Origin of the sequence: Hydrogenophaga sp. UC242_50 (assembly GCF_042697355.1) — a bacterium.
Lineage (GTDB): Bacteria > Pseudomonadota > Gammaproteobacteria > Burkholderiales > Burkholderiaceae_C > Hydrogenophaga.
In genome coordinates, this window is sequence record NZ_CP170553.1 from 5,145,082 (window position 1) to 5,166,376 (window position 21,295).

Sequence of the window (21,295 nt, forward strand, 5' to 3'; positions counted from 1 at the left end):
CGACTGACGCTGTGAAATCAGTTTACCTTGATGAGACGCCAGTCCAGGCGGTTGTCCGCCCGGTGCACCACGTCGACATTCTTCTTCATGGCCCAGGGAATGATCTGGTTGTGCAGGGGAATGTGGGCCACGTCCTCGTTCTGCAGCGCCAAGGCCTTGGTCAGCAGTTCCGTGCGCAGCTTGAGATCCGTTTCCTTTTTGGTGCGCTCCACCAGCGCGTCCATCTGCGGGTTGCTGTAGCGACCCACGTTGTAGTTGCCATCGCCACCCGCCCCGACTGAACGCACCAGGGACTGCAGACTGTAGAGCGCGTCAAAGGTGGGCACACCCCAACCCAGCATGTAGATGCTGGCTTCGTAGCGCTGGATCATCGGGAAGTAGGTCACCAGCGGCAAGGTGCGCAGCTTGGCCTTCACACCGATGCGCGCCCACATGGACGTCACGGCCTGGCAGATCTGCTCGTCGTTGATGTAGCGGTTGTTGGGGCAGGCGAAGTCGACTTCAAAGCCATCCTTGTAGCCCGCATCGGCCAGCAGCTTCTGGGCTGCCGCCACGTCGAAAGGATGCCGCTTGTGAACCGCCTCCGTCCAACCATTGACCTGCGGGGCCACCAGGGCGCCAGTGGGCTGTCCCAGACCACGCAGGCTCACACGCGCGATCGTGTTCATGTCGATGGCCTGGTACAACGCCTTGCGGACCCGCTGGTCCTTCAATGGGTTCTTGCCCTTGATGTTGCTGCCCGGCAGTTCATCGCGAAACTGGTCCATGCCGAAGAAGATGGTCCGGTTTTCCACGCCATCGATCACCTTGAGGTTCTGGTCGCCACGCACGCGCGCCAGATCCTGCGGGCTGGGGTCGAGCACCAGATCCACCTCACCTGAAAGCAGCGCCGCCATGCGCGTGCGCACCGCTTTGACGGGCGTGTAGACCACTTCGGTCACGTTGCCTTCCGACTTGCCCCACCAATTCGGGTTGCGCGTGACGACCAACTTCTGGTCCGGCTGCCACTCCTTCAGCACGAAGGGGCCCGTGCCATTGGCGTTGCGATGGGCGAAGTTCTCGTCCTGCGTCTTGATGTCCTTGGGCATGGTCGAGTTGTTCTTCTCCGCCCAGGCCTTGCTCATCATGCGCAACTCGGTGAGCTGGTTCAGCAACACCGGGTTGGGGTCCTTCGTGAAGATGTCGATGGTGTTGGCGTCCACCTTCACCACCCGGTCGATGCCTTGCGCATAGATGCCGAAGTTCGATGTCTTGGTCATTGCCCGTTCGATCGAGAACACCGCGTCGTCCGCCGAGAACGTCGAGCCATCGTGGAACTTGACCCCCGTGCGCAGGTTCATGCGCAACTGCGTGGGCGTCACCTGCTTCCAGGCCGTCGCCAGAACGGGCTCGGGCTTGAAGGTCTTGCTGTTGTAGTAAACCAGCGACTCATACACCGACGCATGGATGCCGTTCGCCAGGGCGTTGTTCTGGGAATGGATGTCCCACGTGGGAATGTCACTGGCGCTCGTCCATTTGAAAGTTTTGGCGTGAGCACCGCCGGCACCAACGGCCATCGCGGCGAACAGGACTGCAAGTGGGAGCTTCATTTGTTGACACCTAAATAAAGTGGACATCCCGCCACTATGCAACAAACGTTCCCGGCCAATGCACCGGAGTAACCCGAACGGACAGACGCCCTGGCGTCAATCTGAGGCGCGTTCCAGCCTCAGCGCGCCATACCACGCCGTGAGTTGGCTGTCCGTGTTGTCGGTGTCCGTCATCAGCGCCACCAGGCGCAAGGGTCCCGGTTCCTCGCCAAACGCCAGACGGAAGTCGGCGCGCACGTCGCGCACATGATCGCGCCACTGCCCCAAGTTGCGCACATCGCTGTCCACCACCAGCTTCCGGATGCGGTCCGTGCGCGGGTTCACCACAACGGTGCCCGGTGCGTGCTTGGCGCTCCAGACATAGACCAAGGAGGCATAGGGCATCTCTTCGCCCGTCAGCAAGCGACTCATCTCCGACAGGCGATGGTTTCTGGGCGTCCAGCGCGTGCGATCACCATCGAAGGCGAGGACCACCCGCACCGCCGAGTCCGCCTGACTGGACACGGCCAGATCGGCATCCGTGGGCAAAGCATCGACCCGCCACGAAAACGAAAGACGCCCCACGGATTCCAGCGAAGGCACGAACCGCTGCCTCAGGATGCTGACGGAACTCTTCGCACGCACCTGCAGTGCCGGGCGCCCCCCGACCTGAACCGGCTCGAACGCCAGGTACCGCTTGCCGGGGAAGAAGAACGGCTCCCATGGCACATCCGTCGCCGGGGTGGAAAACAGCTGGTGGGCGGCTTTCAGCACCGCCGGGCTGGCCCCATGGGGCATTCTTTGAGGTCGAGAAGGTGGACCCTCCTCAGCGAGGTCGTCCGACACCGCAGGTGATCCCGCACACCCTGCCAGCACCAACGCAAACCATCCGACGCAAGCAAGGGACGCCAGCAAACCCAATCCGCTTCCTTTTGGCGCTCGAACGGGCGCCTTCATGTTGCAAACACGCATAAAAGAGTTACTAAGAATTATAAAAATTGTATTTTTCTTTGAAAAATCAAACTTTGGAAATAAATTCATGACTCGAAGCCATCGCTGGCTTCGGGTCATGAATCGGGAAGCGCATGTTTGCAAGCCCCCCTCCATGACATGTCATCAACGTTTCAATGGAAAGGAATCCATGTTCAAGAAAATTCTGACCAGTCTGCTGGCCCTTCTCGCCGCCGCCAGTTTCGCTGCGGTGGACATCAACACCGCCACCGTGGCCGACCTCGACAGCATCAAAGGCATCGGCCCAAGCACGTCGGCCAAGATCCTGGAAGCGCGCAAGGCCTCCCCCTTCAAGAACTGGGGCGACCTGATTCAGAGGGTACCCGGCATTGGTGACAAACGCGCCGCCAAGCTGTCGTCGGAGGGACTGACCGTCAATGGGGACAGCTTCAAACCCACCGCAGCTGCGCCAGCAGACAAGAAGTCTGCTGCCCCCACAAAGTAGTCTCCCGCCAAGCCCATAAAAAAGCCACCCGGCATGCCGGGTGGCTTTTGACTGATCGGTGTTCCGAAGAACGGGGATCAGAACTTGTGCTGCAGGCCAACACCGAACACGGTGCCCTTGACGGCGGTCGTGCCAGCGACTTCTTCCTTGGCCTTGGTGAAGGCGGCGTAGGTCGAGGTGCGCTTGGACAGCGCGTACAGGGCGCCCACGGAGTAGCCGGTGCGCTTGGTGTCCGTGCCATCCTTGTCCTTGGACGAGGCGTAGCCGGTCGACAGGGTCAGAGCGGACGACAGGGGGAAGTCGGCGCCGATTTGCCAGTCGTTGGTCTTCGTGGCGAACACATTGCGGGTCTGGCCAACGCCGCCCTTCAGCACGGCCACGCCCAGGTCGTAGGCGGCGGTGAAGTAGGTGAACTTGGCGTCTTGACCAACGCCAGCAGCGTCGTTTTGCAGCTGGTATGCGAAAGCAGCCGTCAGAGGACCAGCAGCGTACTGCAGGTTGAAGTCGGTCTGGTCGCGCTTGACAGCAGCGTTCTCGTCCAGGCCGTGCGACACAGCAGCGCTGAAGCCGCCGAAGTTGGGCGAGGTGTAACGCAGGGCGTTGCGCGGCTTGTCGTTATAGGCAGCAACGCTCATGACAGCGTATGCGGGCGAGAAGGACACTGCGTCGAAGATGGAGTTGCCGATGTAGAACACATCGTCAAAAGCCGACCACACGTTACCGAACTGGACGGTACCGAAGCCGCCTTCCAGGCCAACCCACGATTGGCGGTTGAAAGCGGTGCCAGCAACGGCCGTGCCGTTGGAAGCATCAAAGCCTTGCTCCAGCTTGAAGATGGCCTTCAAACCGCCGCCCAGGTCTTCCGAACCCTGCACGCCCCAGCGGCTGGTGGCCAGACCAGCGGAGTCCAGACGGGTGGAGGACACGGAACCCACGCCAGGCACTTCCGTCTTGACGCGGCCAGCCCAAACGTCCACCAGACCGTACATGGTCACGCTGGATTGGGCTTGGGCCACACCAGCCACGGAGCCGAGAACTGCCAGGGCGATCAATGATTTTTTCATGGTTACTTCCTTAAAAATATTGCGGTGAGGACCACCACAAAGTTAGAAAACTGACTGGTGCATGTTAGGAGGAAAGCTCCTTGTCCCTAGGGTAAGCCCTGAAAAACGGTTCAAATTCGGTCCGTTTTGTTGCCTCAGTGCAACAGCGCAGGGGGGGGGGGTGACGGCCCCCAGTGACTTTCAACCACAACCAATAAAAAGCCACCTGTCCGAAGACAGGTGGCTTTCAAACATCTGAGCAAGCTGGCTTGAAGCCAGCGAGACGATCAGAAGTTGTGTTGCAGACCGAAACCGAAGCCGGTGCTGGACTTGGCACCGTTGCCGCCAGCGGCCGTCACCGTAGCCGGGACCCAAGCGGCGTTGCGGCGTGCAACGTTCACGTAGGCCTGGGTGCGCTTGCTCAGGAAGTACTTGTAGCCAGCGATGATGGTGCGGCCATCGTCGCCCACTTGCTCGTTGTTGTTGAACGAGGCGTAGATCAGGCCAGGACCCACGGGAGCCGTCAGGCCCAGAGCGTAGGAGTTGTCTTGATCAGAAGCCAGACCACCTTGATCACGGATGGTGAAGAACACCTTGACGACGCTGAAATCATACGAGACCGCGAACTGGTTCACGGCCTTGAGCGTGGTGGCAGCTGCCGTGGCGCCCGTGTAGTTCACGAACGTGGCGCTCAGAGGGCCGCCGTCGTAGCGAACACCGATGGCCTTGCCAGCCTTGTTGCCAGCAGCCGTGGACTCGGAAGGAGCGTATTCCAGCTGGACTTGCACGCCGCCGAAACGGGGCGAGTGGTACTGCACCGCGTTGGGCACATACACCGAACTCGAAGCATTCGACGTCTTGGCCGTGGCCGTGGCGTTACCGCCCAGCACGGTGTTGGCGTCATGCACGGAAACACCCTTGGTGCCGTTGGCCAGCAGGACGTTGCCGTACAGCGTGTTGACCGGACGGCCAGCGCGCAGGGTACCGAAGCCGCCGGTCAGGCCAACGAACATGCCGTTGTTGCCCAGGCCATCGACGGAGGACACGGTGCCGGTGTCACTGTTGAACGAGGTCGACACTTGGAACACAGCCTTCAGGCCGCCGCCGAGGTCTTCGGTGCCGGCCAGGGTCCAGTTGCTGGTGCCGTTGCGGTTGGCGGTCATGCGCAGGGCGTCGCCAGAGAAACGCTTCTCGAGGCCAACGTCAACGGTGCCCGACAGGGTCACGGTCGACTGTGCGAAAGCGGCGCCGGTGGCTGCCACGGCGGCCAGAGCGATCAGGGTCTTTTTCATTGAAGGGTTCTCCAAGGGTTAATAAGGGCCGGGGGTCTTTGCCACCGAGCCAACCTCCATCCAGGAAGCTGCGCTAATTGCATCAGAAAGTTTCCGATGGCGCCATGGTGGTGAGGGCTTTTCTCGCCTCATGGCGGTGCATCCGTTGCACCTGTGCCACGTTGTTAGTAGATACCCGCATATGGTTAGGCTCACAAATCATGATCCATGGCTCGCGGCGTTCAGCCCAGGAAACCGGCACAGGCGGCCGATCGCCAAAATCATCGATGAGCAATTCATGGCAGCATGTGCCCTGGCGATCCCTTCTGTCCACACCATGCCCAACACCACCGATGCCTTGCTGAATGCGGCCGACTCGGCCCTGAGGACCTTGTTCGTTTCACCGAGGGGCACGCGCGAATGCCCGACCTTGCCCGAACGGGCATCGGACGCGGAACTCGGCCCGGAAGAGCGCCAGCTCTCTGGCGCCCTGATGCGGGTGAACCATGTCGGCGAGGTTTGTGCCCAGGCGCTGTACACAGCGCAGGCCTTGGCGGCGCGCTGGCCCCGGGCTACCGGCGCCATGCCCAATGAGGCACTCGCCCTGCAATTGGAAGCCGCGGGGCGTGAAGAGACGGACCACCTCGCGTGGACCCAGGCACGCCTGGACGAGCTGGGCGCCCGACCCTCGCTGCTCAACCCGCTCTGGTATGCAGGGGCCTTTGGCCTGGGCTTGATCGCCGGACGCGTGGGGCCGGGTATGAGTCTGGGTTTCGTGGTCGAAACCGAGCGCCAGGTGGAAGCCCATCTGGCGAGCCACATGGACCGCCTGCCCGCGAAGGACCAAGCCTCCAGAGCCATCGTCGCGCAAATGAAGGACGACGAAGCCCGACACGCTCGCGAGGCTCAGCAGGCTGGCGCGGTGGAGCTTCCCGCCCCGGTCAAAGGACTGATGCGCATGGCGGCCAAGGTCATGACCACCGTGGCACACCGCATCTGAGCAGTGCACAAGCGCCGACGCTCAAGCCTCCAGCAGATCAAAGCTGGTCGTGATCTCAGCGGTCTTGCCCAGCATGATGCTGGCCGAGCAGTATTTGTCGTGGCTCATGGCAATGGCGCGCTCCACCGCCACGGCCGGAATGCCTTTCCCGGTCACCGTGAAATGCATGTGGATCTTGGTGAACACCTTGGGATCGACAGGCGCGCGCTCGGTCACCAGCTTCACGCTGCAACCGCGCACGTCGTGGCGGCCTCTTTTAAGGATCAGGACCACGTCGTAGGCGGTGCATCCGCCCGTGCCGGCCAGCACCGTTTCCATCGGGCGGGCCGCCAGGTTGGCGCCCCCGTTTTCCGGCTTCGCTTCATCCGGGGCGCCATCCATGGCGATCACGTGCGCACTGCCGGTCTCGGCCACAAAGCCCATGTTGGAGCGGGTACCGGCGGCGCCGGTCCAGGTGACGGTGCATTCCATAAGGTGTCCTGTCGTTAAATAACCAAAGGTATTGGGGTGAGCGCTCTAAAAATCATAGAAATCTGATTGGCGATGTTGCAATGCAGCATGCGAGCGTTATACTGGCGTCATTGTATTTACGGTTGTCTCCTCTACCCTCCACGGGTGGATTCAAGCCCGGTCTGGTTCTGCCAGCCCGGGCTTTTTTTCGCCCCCGATATGATGTGCGGCGAGGAACACCATGCCGCCAGCCCGCCCCAAACAACACAACAACACCCCAAAAGCCTCGTCGACCACCACCATGGGGCCGGCGGACTACCTGAAAAAAATCCTGAATGCCCGGGTGTATGACGTCGCGGTGGAATCCGCGCTGGAGCCGGCAACCAACCTGAGCCGGCGGCTGCACAACACCGTGCTGCTCAAGCGGGAAGACCAGCAGCCCGTGTTCAGCTTCAAGTTGCGGGGCGCCTACAACAAGATGGCGCACCTCTCGCCAGAGCAGTTGAAAAAGGGTGTCATCTGTGCCTCGGCGGGCAACCATGCCCAGGGGGTGGCGCTGGGCGCGCGCAAACTCGGCACGCGCGCGGTGATCGTGATGCCGACCACCACGCCCCAGGTCAAGATCGACGCGGTCCGTGGTTTTGGTGGTGAAGTGGTCCTGCATGGCGACAGCTACTCCGACGCCTATACCCACTCCCTCACCCTGCAGAAGAAGCAGGGACTCACTTTCGTGCACCCTTTCGACGACCCGGACGTGATCGCGGGTCAGGGCACGATCGCCATGGAGATCCTGCGCCAGCTCCAGAGCCTGGGCTCGGACCACCTGGATGCCGTGTTCGTGGCGATCGGCGGCGGCGGTCTCATTTCGGGCGTCGCGCAACTACATCAAGGCCGTGCGCCCCGAAATCAAGGTGATCGGTGTGCAGACGACCGACTCGGACGCGATGTTGCGCTCGGTCGAGGGAGGTGAACGCGTCACCCTGGCCGACGTGGGCCTGTTCGCCGACGGCACGGCGGTCAAGCTGGTCGGCGAAGAAACCTTCCGCATCGCACGCGATCTGGTCGACGGGTACATCACCGTCGACACGGACGCGGTGTGCGCCGCGATCAAGGACGTGTTCGTGGACACGCGCAGCATCGTCGAGCCCTCGGGGGCGCTGGCGGTGGCGGCCATCAAGCAATACGTGGCCCAGCACAAGACCCGCGGCGAAACCTATGCCGCCATCCTGTGCGGCGCCAACATGAACTTCGACCGGCTGCGCTTCGTGGCCGAGCGCGCCGAAGTGGGCGAGGAGCGTGAGGCGCTGTTTGCCGTCACCATCCCCGAGGAGCGGGGCAGCTTCCGCCGCTTCTGCGAAGCGATCGAAAAGCTGCCAGGCGGACCGCGCAACGTGACCGAGTTCAACTACCGCATCCACGACGGCAGCGCGGCCCATGTGTTCGTGGGCCTGACCACCCATGGCAAGGGCGAGTCCGGCAAGATCGCGGCCAACCTGATCAGGCACGGTTTCGAGACCCTGGACCTCACGCACGACGAACTGGCGAAGGAGCACATCCGGCACATGGTGGGTGGGCATTCGCCCCTGGCGCACGACGAGCGCCTGCTGCGCTTCGTGTTCCCGGAGCGGCCGGGTGCGCTGCTCAAATTCCTGAGCCTGATGCGCCCGGGCTGGAACATCAGCCTGTTCCACTACCGCAACCAGGGCGCCGACTACGGCCGCATCCTGGTCGGGCTTCAGGTGCCTGCAAAGGACCACAAGGCGTTCGACAAGTTTCTCGACACGTTGGGTTATCCGTACGTGGAGGAAACCAGCAATCCGGTGTACCGTCTGTTCCTCAAAAGCTGACCACCCGCCATGGCCCTCGACCCCGTCTTCGAACCGATCACCCGACGGGCACCCGAGTTGCCCGCGAACCTGAAGCTGCCCCACATCGCGGCCACGACGGACACGCTGCTGGACCACTCGGTGATGCTGCGCCTGGCGCCCGAAGGCATGCCGGAGCACTCGCTCGGCCGCATGGAAGCCCTGGTGCTGCAGCTGGCGCGCATCCAGCACGGCAGCCCCCTGCCCTTTGACCTGCTGGTTTTCGACTCCCCTCAACTGGTCGTGTTCGCGGCCGACCACGGCATTGCCGACGAGGGCATGTCGGAAATGCCGCAGTCCATGACCTGCGAGCACGTGCTGCAACTGCTGCTCGGCGCCGCACCGGTCAATGCCCTGGCCCAGATGCACGGCTTCGACCTCACGGTGGTCGACGCCGGCGTGGCCTCCCACATCACCCTGCCCGACGATGCCCGGCGCAAGGCACCACTGCTGCTGCGCAAGATCGGCTATGGCACCCGCAACCTGATGATCGGCCCGGCCATGTCACAGGCGCAGGCCGTGTCGGCCCTGCACGCGGGCATGGACGTGGTGCGCCACCTCCCCGGCAACGTGATTGCCCTGGGCGACGTGGGCGTGGCCAACAACGTCGCCGCCTCCCTGCTGCTCTCCCGGCTGTGTGGCGTGCCGCTGTCCGACGCCTGCGGACGCGACGACTTCCACGGCGCGGGCCCCCACGACGACCCGCACCCCCAGCGCATCGAAAAACTCTCGGCCGCCGCCAGCCGGCACCGCAAGGCGCTGGGGCCGCTGGACGCGCTGGCCGCGCTCGGTGGGTTCGAGATCGCCATGATGGCCGGCGCCATGTTGCAGGCGGCCGCCGAGCGGCGGGTGGTGCTGGTGGATGGGTACGTGGCGAGCGCGGCCGCCCTGGTGGCGCGGGGCCTGGTGCCAGCCGTGGCCGACTACCTGGTGTTTGCGCACCGCTCGGCAGAAAGCGGGCACCGCCTGATGCTGATCCATCTGCAGGCCCAGCCTCTGCTGGACATGGGCATGCGCATGGGCCAGGGCACCGGCGCTCTGCTGGCGTGGCCCCTGCTGCTCGCCGCCCAGGGCTTGCTCGAACGCTGAGCCCGGATTCAGGGCGGCGTGGTGGTCTCGGGCAGGGTCAGCTCCACCGAGGCCGGGGCTTCCAGCGAAGGCCCCAGATGCACCGCGCGGCGCGAGACGGATTGCAGCACCAGCCCACCCTCCAGCGAGGCCCCTAGGCGGTAAGGCCGTGGTGGCTGGCGATCCACCGCGATCAGCGCGGCACCATCTCGGGTGCCGACCGCGACCACCCCGAGCAAGTTGTACCGGGGCGGCGCTGCGCTGGCCACCGCACCCGTGGACGCGGCAGCGGGCAAGGCACCCAGCGAGCGGGCCACGGAAGCCGTATCGGCCGCCACCTGCGCTGGTGCCATGGCCGACACCGGCGTCACCGGCGACCGGCCCCAGGCCAGCAACACCCAGTAACCCGCGCTCAGGCCCGCCGCCAGCCACAGGAGGCCTGCGGCGATGGTCGGCCCTCGCCGTCCTGCCGTCTGCAGGGCGGCTGGGCTTTCCATGAGGAAGCCGGAATGGCCGAACGCGGGTGCCTTGTTCATATGGGCGCATTATGATCGACGACCACCGGTTTCCGGCCTGGCCATCGGGCCGTTCCACAGGCCCTTGTTCGCGGGAGATTGATTTGCCACACCTGACCACCCCCACCCTGCGCACGCCGGCCTTCGCGGCCCGCCTGGCCCGCACCCTGCAACGCGGCTTCACGCTCATCGAGCTCATGGTGGTGCTGGTCATCATCGGTGTGCTCGCGGCGCTGATCGTGCCCAACGTGCTGGACCGTGCAGACGATGCGCGCGTGACCGCCGCCAAGACCGACGTCAACAACCTGATGCAGGCGCTCAAGCTGTACCGGCTGGACAACCAGCGCTACCCGACGAACGAACAAGGCCTGAACGCCCTGGTGACCAAGCCGACCGCCGGCCCCGTGCCGCCGAACTGGCGCCCCTACCTCGACAAGCTGCCCGGCGACCCCTGGGGCCGCCCCTACCAGTACATCAACCCGGGCCTGAGGGGCGAGGTGGACGTGCTGTCGCTCGGTGCCGACGGCCAGGCGGGTGGCGAGGGCAAGGACGCCGACATCGGCAGTTGGCAGTGAAAAACAAGCCCCCACGCTCCGCCGCCGCGCGGGTCGCCGCCCCCCAAGGGGGCTGGCCTTGCTTGGGGTGGCCTTGCGCGGCGGCCACCATCGGCCTTCCGGCAACGCGGTTTCCCTGATCATGGCCAGCAAGGCACACGGCTTCACCCTGCTCGAACTCATGGTGGTGCTGGTGATCGTGGCCTTCGCCACCGCCGGTGTGAGCGTGGCCTTGCGCGACGACGGCGCCACCCGCCTGGAGCGCGAGGGCCTGCGGCTGACGGCCATGCTGGAGTCCGCGCGTGCCCAGTCGCGCACCAGCGGGCTGCCGGTGGTCTGGCGCAGCCTGCCGCAAGGCTTCGAATTCCTCGGCCTGTCCACCCAGGCGGGCACCGGCTCGCTCACCGGGCCGCGCCCTTGGCTCAACCAGGACACCCAGGCCCAGGTGCTGCAACCGCCGGGCGCGCAAACCCTGGTGCTCGGGCCCGAACCGCTGATCGCCGCACAGCGGGTGATGCTGGTCCAGGGGGACCGGCGCATCACCCTGGGCACCGACGGCCTTTCGCCCTTCACCGTGCTGGCCGCCACACCATGACGCGCCCGCGCGGCTTCACACTGATCGAGGTGCTCGTCGCCCTCGCGGTGGTCGCCATCACCCTGGCCGCCGGGCTGCAGGCCACCGGCGCTCTCACGCGGGCATCCGGCCGGCAGAGCGACCAATGGCTGGCCCAGCTGTGCGCCGAGAACGAACTCACCCGCCTGCGCCTGCAACGCCAGTTGCCCGGCACCGGCGACACCGACACCGTGTGCACGCAGGCGGGGCGCGAGATGCGCGTGCGCTTGTCGGTGCTGCCCACGCCCAACCCGAACTTCCGGCGCGTGGACACGGTCGTCGAAGCCGCCGTGGATGGGGTGAACGTGCGCCTGCTCAGCCTCTCCACCGTGATGGGCCGGTATTGAGCATGATGAAACACGCGCGCGGTTTCACCCTCGTCGAACTGCTGGTGGCGATCGTCGTGATGTCCATGCTCGCGCTGCTGAGTTGGCGCTCGCTGGACGGCATGACGCGCACCCAGAACATCACCCAGCAACGCGCCGACGATTTGCTGCGCATGCAGGCGGCCATGGGCCAGTGGGCCGCCGACCTGGACGCCCTGATCGACACCGGCGAAGTCAACGCGCTCGACTTCAACGGCCAAGTGTTGCGCATGACGCGGCGCGACAGTGGCGAAACCGGCCTGGACAGCCGCGGCATCCGCGTCGTGGCCTGGGCGCGGCTGACCGGCGTGGCGCTGGCCGGCCTGCCGCAGATTTCATCGAGCATCAACGCCAGCGGCCAATGGGTGCGCTGGCAGTCCGGCCCCTTGTTGCGGCGCGACGAACTGGCGCGCGCCTGGCAACGGGCCGGCGAATGGGGCCGCGGCGCCCTGCCCTCGCAGGCGGGCAACGCCAGTTCCGACAGCGCCATCGCCCTGCTCGGCATCGACAACTGGCAGCTTTTCTACCACCGGGGTGAAACCTGGGGCAACCCGCAGTCGTCCACGGGCAATGAAGAGCCCGTGGGCGGCCCCGAGGGCGCGCGCACCGGCAGCCTGCCCAATGGCGTGCGCCTGGAACTCGTGCTCGGCACCGGCGAAGGCCTGAGCGGCAGCCTGGTGCGCGACTGGGTCCGCCCCACCCTGGAAGCGGGGCGCTGATGAAGACCCTGCGGCGACACCAGCAAGGCGCAGCGCTGCTGCTCGCCATGCTCGTCGTCACGCTGGTGCGCACCCTGGCCTCGGCCGCGTTGTGGCAGCAGTGGCGCTCGGCCGAGGTCGAGCAGGCCGAGCGGCGCCGCGTGCAGGCCGGCTGGGTGTTGACCGGTGCGCTCGATTGGGCGCGCCTGATCCTGCGCGAGGACGCGCGCGACAACCAGAGCAGCGGCAACGCCGACCACCTGGGCGAACCCTGGGCCATGCCGCTGGAGGAGGCGCGCCTCTCCAGCTTTCTCGCCGCCGACAAGAACAACAACACCGACGGCATGCTGGAGGCCTTTCTCTCGGGCGAAGTGATCGACATGCAGTCGCGCATGAACTTCCTGAACGTGGTGCGCACCGTCGGCGCGGGCGCCCAGGCCAAGGTGGAACTCTCCGAAGCCGACATGCGCAGCTTCGCCAAACTCTACGAACAACTCGGGCTGCCGGTCTCGGAACTCAACGCCGCCGCCAACGAGCTGCGCACCTCCATGAGCCTGGCGCTGAGCGACCCCCTGCCCTCGCGCACCGCCCTGCTGCCCCGGAAATACGCGCAACTGGCCTGGCTCGGCATCAGCCGCAACAGCCTGGCCGTGCTCGAACCCCACGTCACCGTGCTGCCCACCCGCTCCACGCTCAACCTCAACACCGCCAGCGCACAGGCCATCTGCGCCAGTGTGCCGGGCCTGGACATGGCCCAGGCCCGGCAGATCACCAGCGCCCGCGAGCGCGAACCGTTCAAAAGCCTGGCCGACGCCAGCGCCGTGGTGCCCGCCATGACGGGCCAACTGTCTGATCTGTACCACGGTGTGCGCAGCAACCACTTCGAGGTGCGCGGGCGCCTTAGGCTCGACGACACCATCATCGAAGAGCGCTCTCTCGTCGTGCGCAACAACCTCGATGTGCGCGTGAACTGGCGCGAACGCTTTGCCCGGCGCTGAGACGGCGTGTTTTCCCGGTGCACATCAGGCCCCTGAGAGTCACCCAGGGTCTCTAGAATGAGGGGCTCGCCGCCCTGTAACACCTTCGCATGACCGCATCACCGTGCTGATCGTCACTCCCTCGGACTTCTCCGCTGCGCCCCCTGCGGGACCCACGGCCCTTTTCGACTGGGCCACGTCCAGCAATGGCCAGCAGATCACCGACCACGGTCAGTGCGCGGCCGCGTTGCTGCCGCGGGACGACGACGTGGTGCTCGTGCTGCCGCCGCGCGCCGTCTCCTGGCACCGGGTCGCCCTGCCCAAGGTCGCCACCGCGCGCCTGCGGGCCGCGCTCGAAGGCTTGCTGGAAGACCGCCTGCTGGCCGACACAGCCGACCTGCACTTCGCCCTGGAGCCCGGTGGCCGTTCGGGCCAGACGGTGTGGGTCGCCGCCTGCCACAAGGTCTGGCTGCGCGGCTGGCTGCAGATCCTGGAGGGAGCGGCCCGCCCGGCCGGGCGCATCGCGCCGGCCCTGTGGCCGCTGGTGCCCTCCGAAACCCCTGGCGCCACGCCGGGCTCATCGCGCAGTTTCGCGCTGGACGTGCCCTCCAACGTCCACTGGGCCTACAACGAGAACGGCGAGATCTGGCTGGGCAGCGCCGGCCTGCTCGGCGTGAGCTGCACACCGCTGCGAGAAACTCCCCTGGGCCATGGCACCGCGGGCGACATGGTGGTCACCGCGCTCATGCCACCCGCCAGCGACGCGCCAGGCGAGCCCGGTGAATACGACGTCTGGCTGGCCGATCCCACCGTGGCCGGGCAGGCCGAGCAGGTGCTGCAGCAGCGTTTTGAGCTCGTCGCCCTGCCCGCGTGGTTGCTGCGCTGCGCCCAGTCCGACTGGAACCTCGCACAGTTCGACCTCAGCCTCTCGGCGGGCGCGCGGCGCGGCCAACGGCTCAAGCGCAGCTTCCGGCAATGGCGCAACGCCCCGGCCTGGCGACCCGCGCGCTGGGGCCTGGCGGCGCTGGTGGGCGTGCAACTGGTGGGCCTGAACGCCGCCGCCTGGCACGAGCGCAGCGGCCTGGAAGCCAAACAGAAGGCCGTGGTGCAGACCCTGCAGAAAAGCTTCCCGCAAGTGACGCTGGTGCTCGACGCCCCGGTGCAGATGCAACGCGAAGTGGCCCGCCTGCAACAGGCCACCGGCGCCCTGTCCGAAGGCGACCTGGAAACCCTGCTCGCGGCGATCGACCAGGCCTCGGCCGGCGAAGCCCTGCTGCCCTCCACCATCGCCTACAGCACGGGCGAAGGGCGCTTCGCGGGCTGGCGCGCCACCCAGGACCAATTGCGCGCCCTGCAACAGTCGCTGCAGAACAGCGGCTGGCGGGTGCGTTTCGATGGCAATGAGCTGGCCCTGCGCCCGCCGGAACCCTGACCATCGCCACCGCCTCTTCCTCCCCCTCCCCCATCGCCAGGCTCACCCTGGCCCTCTCGGTGGCGCTGGCCCGCCTCTCGTCCCGCGAGCGCAACGCCGTGACCATCGCCGCCTGGGTGATCGGCCTGGGTCTGGTGTGGTGGGTGGCGATCGCGCCCGCCCTGGACACGCTGCGCCAGGCCCCCGCGCGCCACGCCCGGCTGGATGCCCAGCTCGGGCAGATGCAGCGCATGGCCGCCACCGCCGAAACCCTGCGCAGCCAGAACACCGCCCAACCGCCCGGGCGCGACGAGGTGTTGCGCGCCGTCGAGACCGCCACCAACGGCCTGTCCGGCACCGGCCAGCTTTCGGTGCTGGGTGAGCGCGCCACGCTGACCCTGCGCAACACCCCGCCCGAGGCCCTGGCCCAGTGGCTGGCCCAGGTGCGCATCAACGCCCGTCTGCTGCCAGTGGACAGCCAGATCCACCGCGAACCCGGCAGCCCCGGCTGGAGCGGCACCCTGGTCCTGACCGGCCCCGGCCTGGGTGGCACGCCATGAACGGCAACTGGCCCATCCGCCTGGCCTGGATCGGTGGCCTGCTCGGCCTGCTGTTCGCCATCGTCGTGTTCGCGCCCGCGCGCTGGCTTGCCAGCGGCGTGACGTCGGCCACCCAGGGCCAGCTGCAACTGGTCAATGCCCGCGGCACGGTCTGGAACGGCCAGGCCGATCTGGTGCTGACCGGCGGCGAAGGCAGCCGCACCCAGACCGCGCTGCCCCAAGGTCTGCAATGGCAGCTCGCGCCGCGCCTGGCCTCGGGATCGCCCGCGATGGCGCTGCGCCTGATGGCCCCCTGCTGCACCCCCGAGCCCCTGGCGATGACCTTCATTCCCCGCCTGGGCGGCGGCGAACTGCGCGTGCGCCAGCTCCACCAGCCTGTGGCCGGCCGAACTGCTCAGCGGCCTGGGCACGCCCTGGAACACCTTGCGCGTGGAAGGCCAACTGGCCCTGCAGACCGCCGGTCTCACTCTGCGCTGGGACGAAGGCCGCGCCAGCATGCAGGGCGAGGCCGCCATCGACGCGCTCGACCTGGCCTCGCGCCTGTCCACCCTGCGCCCGCTGGGCAGCTACCGCATGACCCTGCGCGCCGACGCCGACGGCAACACCACCACGCTGAACCTGGAAACCCTCAGCGGCGCGCTCAGGCTGCAGGGCGCGGGCCGCTGGGTCGGTGGCCGGCTGCGCTTCGAAGGCGTGGCCGAGGCCGCGCCCGAAGCCGAAGCCGCCCTGGGCAACCTGCTCAACATCATGGGCCGCCGCCAAGGCCCACGCTCGCTGCTCAACATTGGCTGACAACTGAGCGCGCTCCTTCTCCACACTTCAAGATACGATCCGACCATGAAACCGAACCCACTCCGTGTCGCCCCGGGCCGTGCAGCCCACGGCGGTGCGCTCACGGCGCTGGCACTGGTCCTGTGCCTGCTGTCGGGCAACGGCATCTCGCAGACGGCGCGCGCGCCGGCCGCGCCGAACGAGCCCGTCACCCTCAACTTCGTCGCCGCCGAAATCGAAGCGGTGGCGCGCACCATGGCCACCATCACGGGCCGCAACGTGGTGGTCGATCCGCGCGTGAAGGGCACCGTCAACCTCGTCACCGAGCGGCCCGTCACCCCCACCGCGGCGCTCAACCAGTTCGCCGCCGTGCTGCGGCTGCAGGGCTTCTCGCTGGTGGACACCGGCGGCCTCTACAAGATCGTGCCCGAGGCCGACGCCAAGCTGCAGGGCAACGTGGTGAGCGCCGGTTCGGTGTCGGCCCTGCCCGCCTCCAACACCGTGGTCACGCAGATCTTCCGGCTCAACCACGAATCGGCCAACAACCTCGTGCCGGTGCTGCGCCCGCTGATCGGCCCGAACAACACCATCAACGTCAACCCCGGCAACAACTCGCTGGTCATCACCGACTACGCGGACAACCTGCAGCGCATCGGCCGCATCATCGCCTCGCTCGACGTCGCGGGCGCGACCGACGTGGAGATCATCCCGCTGCAGCACGCCGTGGCGGCCGACATGGCCGCGCTCGTCACCCGGCTGATCGACCCCGCCACCGCCGGCGGTGGTGCGCAGGCCGACCAGTCGTACAAGACCACATTGGTGGCCGAACCGCGCAGCAACAGCCTGGTGCTGCGCGCGGCCAACCCCGCCCGCCTGGCCCTGGTGCGCTCGCTGGTGGCCCGGCTGGACCAGCCTTCGTCCGACAAGCTCAGCGGCAACATCCACGTCGTCTACCTGAAGAACGCCGACGCCACCTCGCTGCGCCACCACCCTGCGCGCCGCGCTGGCGGGTGAGTCCTCCGGTGGGCTGAGCGGCGGTTCCCTGGGCGGTGGTGCGACCTCCCCGCTCAACCGCGCGGCCCTCACGCCCACCGGCACCGCAGGCGCGAACAACAACAACGCGGCCACCGCCGCCGTCACGCCCAGCGGCTCGCCGTCGACCGGCGGCCAGATCCAGGCCGACCCGGCCACCAACTCGCTCATCATCACCGCGCCCGAACCGCAGTACCGCCAGCTGCGCGCCGTGATCGACCAGCTCGACTCGCGCCGCGCCCAGGTCTACGTGGAAAGCCTGATCGCCGAAGTGAACGCCGAGAAGGCGGCCGAGTTCGGCATCCAGTGGCAAGGCGCGCTCGGCAGCTCGGGCGACCGCGTGATCGGTCTGCTGGGCACCAACTTCGGCACTGGTGGCCGCAACATCCTGGAACTGGCCCAGGGCAACGCCACGCCATCCCCCGGCATGAACCTGGGCCTGGCGCGCCGCACCAACGGCGTGTACGTGCTGGGCTTCCTCGCGCGCTTCCTGCAGGAAAACGGCGAAGGCAACGTGCTCTCCACCCCCAACCTGCTCACGCTGGACAACGAAGAAGCCAAGATCGTGATCGGCCAGAACGTGCCCTTCGTCACCGGCCAGTTCACCAACACCGGCAGCAACGAAGGCTCGGTCAACCCGTTCCAGACCATCGAGCGCAAGGACGTGGGCCTGACGCTGCGCGTGAAGCCGCAGATCAGCGAGAACGGCACCATCAAGATGACCATCTACCAGGAGGTCAGCAACGTCGTGCCCTCTTCGGTCAACTCCACCACCGGCCTGATCACCAACAAGCGCACCATCGAATCGACCGTGCTGGTCGAGGACGGCGCGGTCGTGGTGCTGGGCGGCCTGCTGCAGGACGAGTACGCCGGCAACCAGGAGAAGGTGCCCGGCCTGGGCGACGTGCCCATCTTCGGCAACCTGTTCCGCAGCGAAACCCGCTCGCGCAAGAAGACCAACCTGATGGTGTTCCTGCGCCCCGTGGTGATGCGCGACGGGCGCGAAACCAGCAGCCTGGCACTCGACCGCTACGAACTCATGCGCTCGGTGCAGAAGGACGCCCAACCCCGGCAGAGTGGCGTGCTGGGCGTGAACGAGGCGCCGGTCATGCCACCGCAACTGCCGCCACGCGCGCCCTCGCCAGACGGCACGGCGCCGGTGCGCTCGCTGGCCGACCCGCAAACGACGCCCCCGGTGAACCCGGCGCCGCAGAACACGGCGCCCCGGCAGTGAGGCGGCGGCCGTGAAGTACCCGCTGCCCTACGCCTTCGCCCGCGAGCACCACTGGCTCATCGAGGACGACGGCGCCACGCTGACCCTGCTGGGCAGCAGCACGCCCGCCACCGATTCCGGCGCGCAGACGCGTCGCCTCTCGGCGCTGACGGAAATCCTGCGCGTGCACCCGGTCAACGACATCCGCTGGGAAAGCGGCGAGACGCTCAAGCAGCGCATCAGCGCGGCCTACGCCCAGGGCGAGTCCAGCGCCGCCGCCGTGGTCAGCGAGGTGCAGAGCGACGCCGACCTCAGCCGCATGATGCAGGAGCTGCCGGCGATCGAGGACTTGCTGGAGACCGCCGACGACGCGCCCATCATCCGCATGCTCAACGCACTGCTCACGCAGGCCGCGCGCGACGGCGCGAGCGACATCCACATCGAACCCTACGAACGGCATTCCAGCGTGCGCTTCCGCGTCGACGGCTCGCTGCGCGAAGTCGTGCAGCCCAACCGCGCGCTGCACGCGGCGCTGATCTCGCGCCTGAAGATCATGGCCGAACTCGACATCTCCGAGAAGCGCCTGCCGCAGGACGGCCGCATCTCGCTGCGCATCGGCACCCGCGCGGTGGACGTGCGCGTCTCCACCCTGCCCAGTGCCCACGGCGAACGCGCCGTGCTGCGCCTGCTGGACAAGAGCGAGAGCAAGCTCAGCCTGGAAGCCGTGGGCATGCAGGGCGATGTGCTCAACGCCTTCCGCAAGCTCATCGGCCAGCCGCACGGCATCATCCTCGTCACCGGCCCGACCGGCTCGGGCAAGACCACCACGCTGTACGCCGCGCTGCAGCGCCTGGACGCCAACGCCCAGAACATCATGACGGTGGAAGACCCGATCGAATACGAACTGCCCGGCGTGGGACAGACGCAGGTCAATGCCCGCATCGAACTGACCTTCGCCAAGGCCTTGCGCGCCATCCTCCGCCAGGACCCGGACGTGATCATGATCGGTGAGATCCGCGACTTCGAGACCGCGCAGATCGCCATCCAGGCCTCGCTCACCGGCCACCTCGTGCTCGCCACGCTGCACACCAACGACGCGCCCAGCGCCGTCACCCGCCTGACCGACATGGGCGTGGAGCCCTTCCTGCTGAGCTCCTCGCTGCTGGGCGTGCTCGCGCAGCGCCTGGTGCGCAAGCTCTGCCCGCACTGCCGCCGCGCCGACGACAAGGGCCATTGGCACCCGGTGGGTTGCGAGCAGTGCAACCACACCGGCTACAAGGGCCGCACCGGCATCTACGAACTGATGGTGGCCGACGACACGATCCGCGCGCTGATCCACAACCGCGCCGCCGAGAGCAAGGTGTATGTGGCGGCCGAAGACGCCGGCCTGCGCTCCATGCGCGCCGACGGCCAGCGCCTGATCGATTCGGGCATCACCTCGCCGGAAGAAGTGATGTCGGTCACCCGAGATTGAATATGAATCGCCCACGCGATCTCCCCGGCAAGACGTGTCTCGTGCAGGGCGCCGGAGGGTCCGGCTCTGCCGGCCCAAGGGTGCGTCCCCCCTCCCAGCGCCGAAGGCGCGTCAGCGAGGGGGGAGGCCGCGCCAGCGGCGCAGGGGGGAGTTCCTGCTGATGCCCGCCTACACCTTCGAAGCCCTGGACGCCCAGGGCGCCACGCAGAAAGGCCTGATCGACGCCGACACCGCGCGCGCCGCGCGTAGCATGTTGCGCGCGCGCGCTCTGGTGCCGCTGCTGGTCGAACCCGCCGCGGGCTCGCAGGGCACTTCGGCCGCGAAGGGCCTCAACATCACGCTCTGGGGCGGTCGCGCCTTCAGCGCCACCGCCCTCGCGGTCTGGACGCGCCAGCTCGCCGGCCTGGTGGCCGCCGGCCTGCCGCTGGAACGCGCGCTCTCGGCTCTGACCGAAGAGTCCGAAGACGAAAAACAGCGCAACCTCATGGCCTCGCTGCGTTCCGAGGTCAACGGCGGCTCCACCTTCGCCCGCGCGCTCTCGCAACACCCGCGCGAGTTCTCCCCCATCTACACCGGCGTGATCGCCGCGGGCGAACAGAGCGGCCTGCTCGGCACCGTGCTCGAACGCCTGGCCGACGACCTGGAGGCGCGCGAAGCCCTCAAGAACAAGATCGTCGCGGCCTCGCTCTACCCGGCCATCGTCACGCTGGTGGCGATCGTGATCGTGGTGTTCCTCGTCTCCTACGTGGTGCCGCAGGTCGCGAACGTGTTCGCCGGCAGCAAGCGCGCCCTGCCCTTCCTCACCGTGGTCATGCTCGGCCTGAGCGACTTCGTGCGTTCCTACGGCTGGTTCATGCTGGCCCTGCTGGCGCTGGGCATCGGTGGTGTCGTGTTCGCGCGCCGCAACGAAGCCATCCGCCTGCGCATGGACGCCGCCTGGCTGCGCCTGCCGCTGGTGGGCCGCCTGGCGCGCGGCTACAACGCGGCCCGCTTCTCGGCCACGCTGGCCATGCTGGCGGCGGCCGGCGTGCCCATCCTGCGCGCCCTGCAGACCGCCGCCGAAACCCTCTCCAACCAGGCCATGCGCGCCGACGCGCTCGACACCGTGGTGCTGGTGCGCGAAGGCGCGCCCCTGGCCTCGGCCCTGGGCAGCAAGAAGCGCTTTCCGCCGCTGGTGTCCATGTTCGCCCGGCTGGGCGAGCAGACCGGCCAGCTGCCCGCCATGCTGGACCGCGCCGCCAAACAGCTCGGCGACGAGGTGCAGCGCCGCGCCATGCACATCGCCACCATCCTGGAGCCCCTGCTGATCGTGGGCATGGGCCTGGTCGTGATGCTGATCGTGCTCGCGGTGCTGATGCCGATCATCCAGCTCAACCAACTCGTCACCTGAC

At 67.1% G+C, this 21,295-nt stretch carries 19 protein-coding genes and 2 pseudogenes; 15 read left to right on the forward strand and 6 right to left on the reverse strand.

Features of this window, described 5'->3' with window-relative positions; genetic code table 11:
- Positions 1 to 17: 17 nt before the first annotated feature.
- Positions 18 to 1,589 carry an ABC transporter substrate-binding protein gene (locus ACFJGX_RS26235; protein WP_382328817.1) on the reverse strand — a complete coding sequence of 524 codons (1,572 nt, stop codon included), beginning with the start codon at positions 1,587 to 1,589 and terminating at the stop codon, positions 18 to 20.
- 96 nt (positions 1,590 to 1,685) lie between these two features.
- Entirely contained in the window at positions 1,686 to 2,342 is a 657-nt protein-coding gene (locus ACFJGX_RS26240; protein WP_382327376.1) for a DUF3047 domain-containing protein, read from the reverse strand.
- 367 nt (positions 2,343 to 2,709) lie between these two features.
- On the opposite strand from ACFJGX_RS26240, the gene ACFJGX_RS26245 reads away from it, so the two are divergent.
- Positions 2,710 to 3,024, forward strand: coding sequence for a ComEA family DNA-binding protein (locus ACFJGX_RS26245; RefSeq protein ID WP_382323275.1), 315 nt, complete (start codon positions 2,710 to 2,712; stop codon positions 3,022 to 3,024).
- Between the two features lie 77 nt (positions 3,025 to 3,101).
- On the opposite strand, the gene ACFJGX_RS26250 is transcribed toward ACFJGX_RS26245, so the two are convergent.
- Positions 3,102 to 4,076 carry a porin gene (locus ACFJGX_RS26250; RefSeq protein WP_382327378.1) on the reverse strand — a complete coding sequence of 325 codons (975 nt, stop codon included), beginning with the start codon at positions 4,074 to 4,076 and terminating at the stop codon, positions 3,102 to 3,104.
- Positions 4,077 to 4,354: 278 nt separating this feature from the next.
- On the reverse strand, positions 4,355 to 5,359 hold the full coding sequence (locus tag ACFJGX_RS26255; RefSeq protein WP_382323274.1) for a porin: 1,005 nt from the start codon (positions 5,357 to 5,359) through the stop codon (positions 4,355 to 4,357).
- Positions 5,360 to 5,675: 316 nt separating this feature from the next.
- Here ACFJGX_RS26255 and coq7 point away from each other — a divergent pair, with 316 nt between their 5' ends.
- Positions 5,676 to 6,338 (forward strand): 2-polyprenyl-3-methyl-6-methoxy-1,4-benzoquinone monooxygenase, encoded by a 663-nt coding sequence (coq7, locus tag ACFJGX_RS26260; protein ID WP_382323273.1) that lies wholly within the window; start codon positions 5,676 to 5,678, stop codon positions 6,336 to 6,338.
- 21 nt (positions 6,339 to 6,359) lie between these two features.
- Here coq7 and ACFJGX_RS26265 read toward each other — a convergent pair whose 3' ends face one another.
- On the reverse strand, positions 6,360 to 6,809 hold the full coding sequence (locus ACFJGX_RS26265) for an OsmC family protein (RefSeq protein ID WP_382327380.1): 450 nt from the start codon (positions 6,807 to 6,809) through the stop codon (positions 6,360 to 6,362).
- 280 nt (positions 6,810 to 7,089) lie between these two features.
- Between ACFJGX_RS26265 and ilvA the strand changes: the two are divergent.
- Together ilvA and ACFJGX_RS26275 are read left to right on the forward strand one after the other, a co-directional pair.
- A pseudogene (gene ilvA / locus ACFJGX_RS26270) lies at positions 7,090 to 8,635 on the forward strand (threonine ammonia-lyase, biosynthetic).
- Between the two features lie 9 nt (positions 8,636 to 8,644).
- Positions 8,645 to 9,742: a nicotinate-nucleotide--dimethylbenzimidazole phosphoribosyltransferase gene (locus ACFJGX_RS26275; RefSeq protein WP_382327382.1), complete on the forward strand. Its 1,098-nt coding sequence runs from the start codon at positions 8,645 to 8,647 to the stop codon at positions 9,740 to 9,742.
- Positions 9,743 to 9,750: 8 nt separating this feature from the next.
- Here the strand turns inward: ACFJGX_RS26275 and ACFJGX_RS26280 are convergent, their stop codons facing one another.
- The gene (locus ACFJGX_RS26280; RefSeq protein ID WP_382323270.1) at positions 9,751 to 10,257 is read right to left on the reverse strand and encodes a type II secretion system protein N; all 507 of its coding nucleotides are present in this window, start codon (positions 10,255 to 10,257) and stop codon (positions 9,751 to 9,753) included.
- 176 nt (positions 10,258 to 10,433) lie between these two features.
- Between ACFJGX_RS26280 and gspG the strand changes: the two genes are divergently transcribed.
- The 11 genes and pseudogenes from gspG to gspF all read left to right on the forward strand — a co-directional run bounded on the left by gspG (position 10,434) and on the right by gspF (position 21,294).
- Entirely contained in the window at positions 10,434 to 10,811 is a 378-nt protein-coding gene (gene gspG, locus ACFJGX_RS26285; RefSeq protein ID WP_382328819.1) for a type II secretion system major pseudopilin GspG, read from the forward strand.
- A 121-nt stretch (positions 10,812 to 10,932) separates the two neighbouring features.
- Positions 10,933 to 11,385, forward strand: a complete 453-nt coding sequence (locus ACFJGX_RS26290) for a prepilin-type N-terminal cleavage/methylation domain-containing protein (RefSeq protein ID WP_382323269.1) — start codon at positions 10,933 to 10,935, stop codon at positions 11,383 to 11,385.
- A complete protein-coding gene (gene gspI / locus ACFJGX_RS26295; protein WP_382161641.1) occupies positions 11,382 to 11,750 on the forward strand; it encodes a type II secretion system minor pseudopilin GspI in 369 nt (122 codons plus the stop codon). Before ACFJGX_RS26290 ends, gspI begins: the two co-directional genes overlap by 4 nt.
- Positions 11,751 to 11,752: 2 nt before the next feature.
- Positions 11,753 to 12,487 carry a type II secretion system protein J gene (locus tag ACFJGX_RS26300; RefSeq protein WP_382323268.1) on the forward strand — a complete coding sequence of 245 codons (735 nt, stop codon included), beginning with the start codon at positions 11,753 to 11,755 and terminating at the stop codon, positions 12,485 to 12,487.
- Positions 12,487 to 13,464 (forward strand): type II secretion system minor pseudopilin GspK, encoded by a 978-nt coding sequence (gene gspK, locus ACFJGX_RS26305; RefSeq protein WP_382323267.1) that lies wholly within the window; start codon positions 12,487 to 12,489, stop codon positions 13,462 to 13,464. The genes ACFJGX_RS26300 and gspK overlap by 1 nt, the downstream gene beginning before the upstream one ends.
- A 103-nt stretch (positions 13,465 to 13,567) precedes the next feature.
- A complete protein-coding gene (gene gspL / locus ACFJGX_RS26310; RefSeq protein ID WP_382323266.1) occupies positions 13,568 to 14,875 on the forward strand; it encodes a type II secretion system protein GspL in 1,308 nt (435 codons plus the stop codon).
- Between the two features lie 59 nt (positions 14,876 to 14,934).
- Positions 14,935 to 15,414 carry a type II secretion system protein GspM gene (gspM, locus tag ACFJGX_RS26315; RefSeq protein WP_382323265.1) on the forward strand — a complete coding sequence of 160 codons (480 nt, stop codon included), beginning with the start codon at positions 14,935 to 14,937 and terminating at the stop codon, positions 15,412 to 15,414.
- Positions 15,415 to 15,843: 429 nt separating this feature from the next.
- On the forward strand, positions 15,844 to 16,206 hold the full coding sequence (gspN, locus tag ACFJGX_RS26320) for a type II secretion system protein N (RefSeq protein WP_382325883.1): 363 nt from the start codon (positions 15,844 to 15,846) through the stop codon (positions 16,204 to 16,206).
- A 45-nt stretch (positions 16,207 to 16,251) separates the two neighbouring features.
- Positions 16,252 to 18,451: pseudogene (gene gspD / locus ACFJGX_RS26325) on the forward strand (type II secretion system secretin GspD).
- 10 nt (positions 18,452 to 18,461) lie between these two features.
- A complete protein-coding gene (gene gspE, locus ACFJGX_RS26330) occupies positions 18,462 to 19,904 on the forward strand; it encodes a type II secretion system ATPase GspE (RefSeq protein ID WP_382323264.1) in 1,443 nt (480 codons plus the stop codon).
- 160 nt (positions 19,905 to 20,064) lie between these two features.
- Entirely contained in the window at positions 20,065 to 21,294 is a 1,230-nt protein-coding gene (gspF, locus tag ACFJGX_RS26335; RefSeq protein ID WP_382327384.1) for a type II secretion system inner membrane protein GspF, read from the forward strand.
- The last annotated feature ends 1 nt before the right edge of the window (position 21,295 follow it).